The sequence below is a fragment of the Glycomyces dulcitolivorans genome, assembly GCF_003265355.1.
GTDB lineage: Bacteria > Actinomycetota > Actinomycetes > Mycobacteriales > Micromonosporaceae > Glycomyces > Glycomyces dulcitolivorans.
In genome coordinates, this window is the sequence record NZ_QFRW01000048.1 from 1 (window position 1) to 7,086 (window position 7,086).

Annotated in this window: 6 protein-coding genes and 1 pseudogene; 4 read left to right on the forward strand and 3 right to left on the reverse strand. The window is 74.2% G+C overall.

Annotated elements, in window-relative coordinates; translation table 11 throughout:
* Positions 1-295 (reverse strand): annotated as a pseudogene (locus DI269_RS26745) (heavy metal translocating P-type ATPase); the annotation flags it as partial.
* 267 nt (positions 296-562) lie between these two features.
* On the opposite strand from DI269_RS26745, the gene DI269_RS02730 reads away from it, so the two are divergent.
* Both DI269_RS02730 and DI269_RS02735 read left to right on the forward strand, forming a co-directional pair.
* Positions 563-1,870 (forward strand): NAD(P)/FAD-dependent oxidoreductase, encoded by a 1,308-nt coding sequence (locus DI269_RS02730; protein ID WP_157974724.1) that lies wholly within the window; start codon positions 563-565, stop codon positions 1,868-1,870.
* Between the two features lie 197 nt (positions 1,871-2,067).
* On the forward strand, positions 2,068-2,604 hold the full coding sequence (locus tag DI269_RS02735) for a DoxX family membrane protein (RefSeq protein ID WP_112133600.1): 537 nt from the start codon (positions 2,068-2,070) through the stop codon (positions 2,602-2,604).
* Between the two features lie 54 nt (positions 2,605-2,658).
* On the opposite strand, the gene DI269_RS02740 is transcribed toward DI269_RS02735, so the two are convergent.
* Positions 2,659-3,168 carry a flavodoxin family protein gene (locus DI269_RS02740; RefSeq protein WP_112133601.1) on the reverse strand — a complete coding sequence of 170 codons (510 nt, stop codon included), beginning with the start codon at positions 3,166-3,168 and terminating at the stop codon, positions 2,659-2,661.
* Between the two features lie 122 nt (positions 3,169-3,290).
* Positions 3,291-5,984, reverse strand: coding sequence for a pyruvate, phosphate dikinase (gene ppdK, locus DI269_RS02745; RefSeq protein ID WP_112133602.1), 2,694 nt, complete (start codon positions 5,982-5,984; stop codon positions 3,291-3,293).
* Positions 5,985-6,197: 213 nt separating this feature from the next.
* On the opposite strand from ppdK, the gene DI269_RS02750 reads away from it, so the two are divergent.
* Complete coding sequence (locus DI269_RS02750; protein WP_112133604.1) at positions 6,198-6,440, forward strand: SHOCT domain-containing protein; 243 nt, start codon at positions 6,198-6,200, stop codon at positions 6,438-6,440.
* 206 nt (positions 6,441-6,646) lie between these two features.
* Positions 6,647-7,086 (forward strand): 2-oxoacid:acceptor oxidoreductase family protein (locus DI269_RS02755; RefSeq protein ID WP_112133603.1); only part of this gene is annotated, 440 nt, incomplete at its 3' end.

Sequence of the window (7,086 nt, forward strand, 5' to 3'; positions counted from 1 at the left end):
CCAGCGCCCCGCCGGTGAACAGCATGACGGCGACGACCGCGCCCGCCAGGGGCTCGTCCACCAGCAGCGCGCCGACCAGCGCCGTCCAGGCGATCACGTCGACCGACGGCTGCCGGCGCGCGAGCGCGGCGGCGATCGTGACGGTCGAGTAGACCAGGCCCATCGCGGTCGCGGCCGTCCACGCCCAGCGGGCCGGCGCCGGGGCGCCGGCGGACGCCGCGACCACCCCGCACAGCAGCACTCCGGTCGCCGCGCCGAACAGGAGCGTCTCCCTGAGGTCCCAGAGGCGGCGCATGGCGTTCACTCCTTCCACCCGCCGGATCGGGAGGCGCGCTCGCCGACGGGTCGACTCCGTCCCGGTCCGACCGCGCCGAGCAGTCGGCCCGGCCTCCCGGACGGGTCCCCTCCGACCAGCCTGGCACCGTCCTGAGTGCACTGCAAGCAAGGCAGGGCTGCCTGGCTCCCGGTCGCGCCGAGCCGGTCGCCGCCGCGGGACCGTGGTCCCCGCCGGTGGGGAAGTTGGTCGCTTCCCGCGGCCCGGCCCCTCTGGTGGCATGGAGGGGTGACTGCACGGTTTCAGGAGGACGGCATGGGCGGCAAGGCGCGAGTGGTCGTGGTCGGCGGCGGGATCGCCGGTATGGAGGTCCTGTTCACGCTGCGGCAGCGGCTGGGGGACCGGGTCGATCTGACGCTGGTCGCCGACCGGCCGGAGTTCGTGTTCCGGCCGAACACGGTCTACGTGCCGTTCGGCGGCGCCGAGGACGACCTGCGGCTGCCGATCGCACCGCCGACGGCCCGGCGCGGCATCGAGGTGCGGTACGGGAGGGCCGACTGGGTCGAGACCCGGCCGCAGCTCCTCGTGCTCACCAACGGGGACACGATCGCCTACGACTACCTGGTGATCGCCACCGGCGCGGCGCCGAGCACGGAGGAGGTCCCGGGCCTGGCCGCGCACGCCCTCCTGGTGTGGTCGCTGGAGCAGATGCGCGAGATCGGGCGGGAGTTCAAGCGGGTCCGCGCGGCCGCGGTCGAGGGATGGCGCCAGCACGTGCTGTTCCTGGTCCCCGAGGGGAACCTGTGCCCGAGCCCGGTCTACGAGCTGGCGTTCATGTTCGAGACCTGGCTGCGCCGCAACCGGGTCCGGGACCTGGTGACGGTCACGTTCGCGACCGCGGAGTCGACGTTCCTGCAGGCGTTCGGCACCGGCCTGCACCACGTGGTCTCCGGCGAGTTCGCCGAGCGCGGCGTCATCGCCCGCACCGGCGCCCGGGCAGTGCGGGTCGAGGAGCGGCGGGCGTGCTTCGGCGACGGCACCGCGCACGCCTTCGACCTGCTCGTGTCCGCCGCGCCCCAGCGGGGAGCGGTCGATTACGAAGGCCTCGCGGCCGACGACCGCGGGTTCCTGCTCACCGAACCCGAGACGCGCCGGGTGATCGGGACCGACAACGTCTACGCGCCCGGGGACGCCGGGGACTTCCCCATCAAGCTCGGGTTCCTGTCGCTGCTGCAAGCCGACGCGGTCGCCGACGACATCGCGGCCCGGATCGACCCGGGCGCGGTGGAGCGGGCGCGGCGGTTCGACCCGGTGGGCATGTGCGTCCTGGAGATGTTCGACGACGCCCTGTTCACGCAGGTGCCGCTGACGCTCACCGGGAACGCGCCGCGACCGACGCGCCCCGGCCGGGACGCCGCCGGGGCGGCCCTGGTGGGGATCTCGCCGATCTGGCGCCTGGGCAGGAAGGCCATCGGGATCTACCTGCCGCAGGCGTTCCGAGCCGGCCGGCCGTTCCACGCCGGACTGCCCTGGGGGGCCGTGGCGCTGGGCCTGCGGGGCATGTCGAAGGCGCTGGCCGGCCCCATGAGGGAGTGACCCTCGGGCCTTCTGGCCGGTCGCTCCGGGCGGTCGCCTCCGGGTACGGGAGGCGGCCGCCTTTCGCCGTGCGGGCGCCGGGGGACCTTCGTCCCTTCAGGAGGCGTCCTCCGGCCCCTCCGAACCGGTCCTGAACTGCGATTCCATAGGAGTGTCACCGGGAGAAGCCCCCGGTGCGGACACCGATAGGAGCTGTCATGACCACCTCTCCCGCAACCGAATCCACCATCGCCCCGGCCGCGGCCGAGCGCCGCGGCGTCGACTACGTGTGGGCGATCCTGCGCCTCGCTCTGGGCTGGGTCTTCCTGTGGGCCTTCCTGGACAAGACCTTCGGCCTCGGATTCGCCACCGAGCGGGACGCCGCCTGGATCGAGGGCGGCAGCCCGACCACCGGCTACCTGTCCTTCGGCACCAAGGGTCCGCTCGCGGACTTCTACCAGGGCATGGCCGGCTCCTCGTTCGCCGACTGGCTGTTCATGATCGGCCTGCTCGGCATCGGCCTCGCGCTCGTCCTCGGCATCGGCATGCGCATCGCCGCCGCCGCGGGCGCGCTCCTGCTGGTGCTCATGTGGACGGCCGCGCTGTGGCCCGAGAACAACCCGTTCATGGACGACCACCTCGTCTACGCGGGCCTGCTCATCGGCCTGGCCATGGCCCACGCCGGCGACACCCTCGGCTTCGGCCGGACCTGGAGCCGGCTCGGCATCGTCGAGAAGAACCCCTGGCTCAAGTGAGCCGACGCGAAAGCGGGCCGCGACCGACCGGTCGCGGCCCGCTTTCGCGCGCGGTCAGCCCGCCATCGCGGCGGACGAGGCCGCGAGCTCCTCGGCCCAGAACCGGGCCCGTTCGAGCTCGCCGACGGCCAGGGGCCCTTGGATCCCCTCGACCAGGAAGCTCACCGGCTCGGCCAGGACCCGGAAGCCCGCCTTGCGCAGCTTGCGGGTCGCCGCGCGGGCGGCGGACCCGACGAGGTGGCGGTCGACGCGGGTGTCGAAGGCGATCGCCTGGACCCCCGCGGGGACCTCGACCGCTTCGAGCCACTCCCGCAGGCCGATCTGCGTGGAGACCAGGCCGTGGGGAGCCTTCAGCGCCGCCTCGGCGCGCGTCGAGGGGCGGCTCAGCGAGAACGCGTGCGTCGGCGCCCCGACGACGACGAACTGGACGTCGCCGAGGACCAGCGGGGCCTCGCCGACTTCGAACACGTCGACTTCCATGTGGTCCGACAGCTCCGCGGCGACCGCCTGGGCCACCTGCCTCGTGCTGCCGAACATCGATTCGTAGATCACTGCGGCTCGCATCGCGACCGCCTTCCTTCCTCTCGGTTCCGAATTCCGAACGGATGCGGGGCCCGGCCCCGGTGCCCGGGCCGGGCCCCGCCCGGGCCCCGTCGCGGGACCCGAGTCGTGGAGCGCCGAACGGCTCATCTGGTGTCGGCGTCCCCGGCCTTCGCGGCCGCGGCCGCCCGCCCGGCCTCCAAGCGCGCCACCGGGACCCGGAACGGCGAGCACGAGACGTAGTCCAGGCCGATCCGGTCGAAGAAGCGCACCGACGCCGGGTCGCCGCCGTGCTCGCCGCAGACGCCGATCGGCAGGTCCGCCCGGGCCGCGCGCCCTTCCGCGACCGCGATCGCGATCAGGCGGCCCACGCCCTCCTCGTCGAGGGACTCGAACGGCGAGGCGCCGAAGATCCCCTTGGCGAGGTAGACGGGGAAGAACGAGCCCTCGACGTCGTCGCGCGAGAAGCCCCACGTCGTCTGCGTCAGGTCGTTGGTGCCGAACGAGAAGAACTCGGCGTGGGCGGCGATGCGCCCGGCCGTCAGGGCCGCGCGGGGCAGCTCGATCATCGTGCCGACGCGGGCGTCGATCGGGATGCCGGTCTCGGCGGCGACCTCGTCGAGCACCCGCCGGATCTCCTCGCTCATGAGCTCGAACTCCTCGGTCCCGCCGATGAGCGGCACCATGATCTCCGGCCGCGGGTCGGCCCCGGCCCTGATCCTCGCGGCGGTCGCCAGCGCGACGGCCCGCACCTGCATGGCGGCCAGGCCCGGCACGGCCAGGCCGAGCCGCACCCCGCGCAGGCCCAGCATGGGGTTCTGCTCGTGGAGGCGCCGTACGGCGTCCAGGAGCCGCACGTCGTCCTCGTCGGCGCCGCCGCGCGCCTCTGCCAGGGCGACCTTCACCGACAGCTCGGTGAGGTCGGGCAGGAACTCGTGCAGCGGCGGGTCCAGGAGCCGGATCGTCACCGGCAGGCCGTCCATGGCGGCGAGGATGCCGGTGAAGTCGCCCAGCTGCATGGGCAGGAGCTCGGCGAGGACGGCGTCGCGCTCGTCCTCGGTGCGGGCGGTGACGAGCCGCTCGATGAGGCGGCGGCGCGCGCCGAGGAACTGGTGCTCGGTGCGGCACAGGCCGATGCCGTCGGCGCCGAAGCGGCGGGCCCGGGCGGCGTCCTCGGGTGTGTCGGCGTTGGCGTGGACGCCGAGGCGGCGCCGCTCGTCGGCGTAGACCATCATGCGGGCGACGGCCTGGACGAGCGGGTCGCCGCGGCGCTGCTCGCGGGTGAGGCGCCCTTCGAAGTACTCCACGACCGGCGGCGCGGCGACCGGGACGGCGCCGAGGTAGACGGCGCCGGTGGCCCCGTCGATCGAGACCGTGTCGCCCTCGCGGACGACGACGCCGCCCGGCGCGGTGAACTGCTTGCGGTCGTAGTCGATCTGGAGGTCCTCGGCGCCGACGACGCACGTCTTGCCCATGCCGCGGGCCACGACCGCGGCGTGCGAGGTCTTGCCGCCGCGGCTGGTGAGGACGCCCTCGGCGGCGATGATGCCGGGCAGGTCGTCGGGGCTGGTCTCGCGGCGCACCAGGATGACCGGTCCCGGACGCCAGGTGGCGGTCGAGTCGAAGACGGCGGCGCCGACCGCGGCGCCGGGCGAGGCCGGCACGCCGACGGCGACCGGTTCGGGCTTGGCCTCCGGGTCGAACTGGGGGAACATCAGCTGCGCGAGCTGCTCGCCGGTGACGCGGCCGAGCGCTTCCTCGACGCTGATGCGGCCCTCGTCGACCAGCTGGAGGGCGATGCGGAACGCGGCCGCGGCGGTGCGCTTGCCGACGCGGGTCTGGAGCATCCACAGCCGGCCGTGCTCGATGGTGAACTCGATGTCGCACAGGTCGCGGTAGTGGGCCTCCAGCAGCGCCATGATGCGCTGCAGCTCGGCGTACGAGCCGGGGTCGATGCGGTCGAGCTCGGCGAGCGGCACGGGGGTGCGCACGCCGGCGACGACGTCCTCGCCCTGGGCGTCGGTCAGGTAGTCGCCGTACACGCCCGGCGCGCCGGTGGCGGGGTCGCGGGTGAAGGCGACGCCGGTGCCCGAGTCGGGTCCGAGGTTGCCGTAGACCATCGCCATCACGTTGACGGCGGTGCCCAGGTCGCCGGGGATGCGCTCCTGGCGGCGGTAGACGCGGGCGCGTTCGGAGTCCCAGGAGTCGAAGACGGCGCGCACGGCCATGTCGAGCTGCTCGCGCGGGTCCTGCGGGAAGTCGATCCCGGTCGCGGCGCGCACGATCCGCTGGTACTCGGCGACCAGGTCGCGCAGGGCGGCCGCGTCGAGGTCGATGTCGCGCTCGACGCCGTTGCACCGCTTGGCCTCGTCGAGCGCCTCGGCGAACTCCTCGGGCTCGATGCCCAGGACGGTGGCGCCGAACATCTGGATGAGCCGCCGGTAGGAGTCCCAGGCGAAGCGCTCCCCGCCCGCGGCGGCCAGGCCGTGCACGGAGCGGTCGTTGAGGCCGACGTCCAGGACGGTGTCCATCATGCCGGGCATGGAGAACTTCGCGCCGGAGCGCACGGAGACGAGCATGGGGTCGGCGGGGTCGCCGAGCCGCTTGCCGCGCTCGGCCTCCAGGCGCGCCAGGTGCACGTCGATCTCCTCGGCCAGGCCGGGCGGATCGTCGCCGGTGGCGAGATAGCGCCGGCACGCCTCGGTGGTGACGGTGAAGCCCGGCGGCACGGGCAGGCCGAGATTGGTCATCTCGGCGAGACCGGCCCCCTTGCCCCCCAGCAGGTCCTTGTGGTCCTTGTCGCCTTCGGCGAACGCGAACACGTACCTCTTCGCGGCCATCGCTCGTTCCTCCTCGTCTCGGATGCCTCTCCTCCCATTGCAGTCCGCGCGCGGGCGCGCCGCTGGGGTCCGAAGGCACGCGAGGGGCCGACGAAGGTCCCGCTCGGGCGGTCCGGGACGCATGGACGCGCGGTTCGGGACGTTCGCCCCTGGCCCGGCGCCGCGGGCGGCGGGAGATTGGGGGAAGAGCCTCGGAGGGAGGTGGCCGCCGTGATGTACGGATACGGCATCGGGTGGGGCTGGATGGTGCTCATGCCGCTGGCGTGGATCATCCTGTTCGGACTGATCGTCTGGGCGGTCCTGCGGCTGACGCCGCGGGGACCCGGCCGGGACGCCGGGACGGCCCGGCGGGAGTCCGCGCGGGAGGTCCTCGACCGGCGCTACGCCGCCGGCGAGATCGACGGGGACGACTACCGGCGCATGCGCGGCGACCTGGACGGCGGCGGGGAGCCGTGACGCGCAGCCGCGCGGCCGCGCTCGCCGCACTCTTCGTCGCCGCGGTGCTGCTGATCGCCGCCGCCGTCCTCATCGCAAGGTGACCGGGGTCCCGCGCCGCCTCGCCGGCGCGGGACCTATGTGCACTCGACAGGGGCCTTTCGGCACCTGCCGGACCGGCCGCGACCGCGGTTGACTCGGTTCAGGCCGACCCGGAAGGAGACGACATGTTCGCGATCAGGATCCACGGCCGCGGCGGCCAGGGCGTCGTCACCGCGGCGGAGCTGCTGGCGCAGGCCGCGTTCATCGAAGGCAGGTACGCGCAGGCGGTCCCGAGCTTCGGGTCCGAGCGGACCGGCGCGCCGGTCGTGGCGTACTGCCGCATCGCCGACGCGGCGCTGCGCAGCCGCGAACCGGTCGGGCGCCCCGACGCGCTCCTCCTCCAGGACTCGACGCTGCGGTTCCTCGACGGCGTCTTCGACGGGCTCCCGGCGGGCGGGTACCTCCTGGTCAACTCCGCGCGGCCGATCGAGTCGCTCGGGATCGGGGACCGCCTGGCGGGCCTGCGGCGGGGGCGGGCCGCGGCGGTGGACGCGAACCGGATCGCGCGCGAGCGACTGGGCCGGCCGATGCCGGGCCCCGCGCTGCTCGGCGGGTTCGCCGCGCT

Excerpts from the sequence above, each read along its gene's own strand:
- DI269_RS02735 (WP_112133600.1), top strand. The coding sequence starts at position 2,068 with ATGACCACCTCTCCCGCAACCGAATCCACCATCGCCCCGGCCGCGGCC.
- DI269_RS02740 (WP_112133601.1), bottom strand. The coding sequence starts at position 3,168 with ATGCGAGCCGCAGTGATCTACGAATCGATGTTCGGCAGCACGAGGCAG.
- ppdK (WP_112133602.1), bottom strand. The coding sequence starts at position 5,984 with ATGGCCGCGAAGAGGTACGTGTTCGCGTTCGCCGAAGGCGACAAGGAC.
- DI269_RS02750 (WP_112133604.1), top strand. The coding sequence starts at position 6,198 with ATGTACGGATACGGCATCGGGTGGGGCTGGATGGTGCTCATGCCGCTG.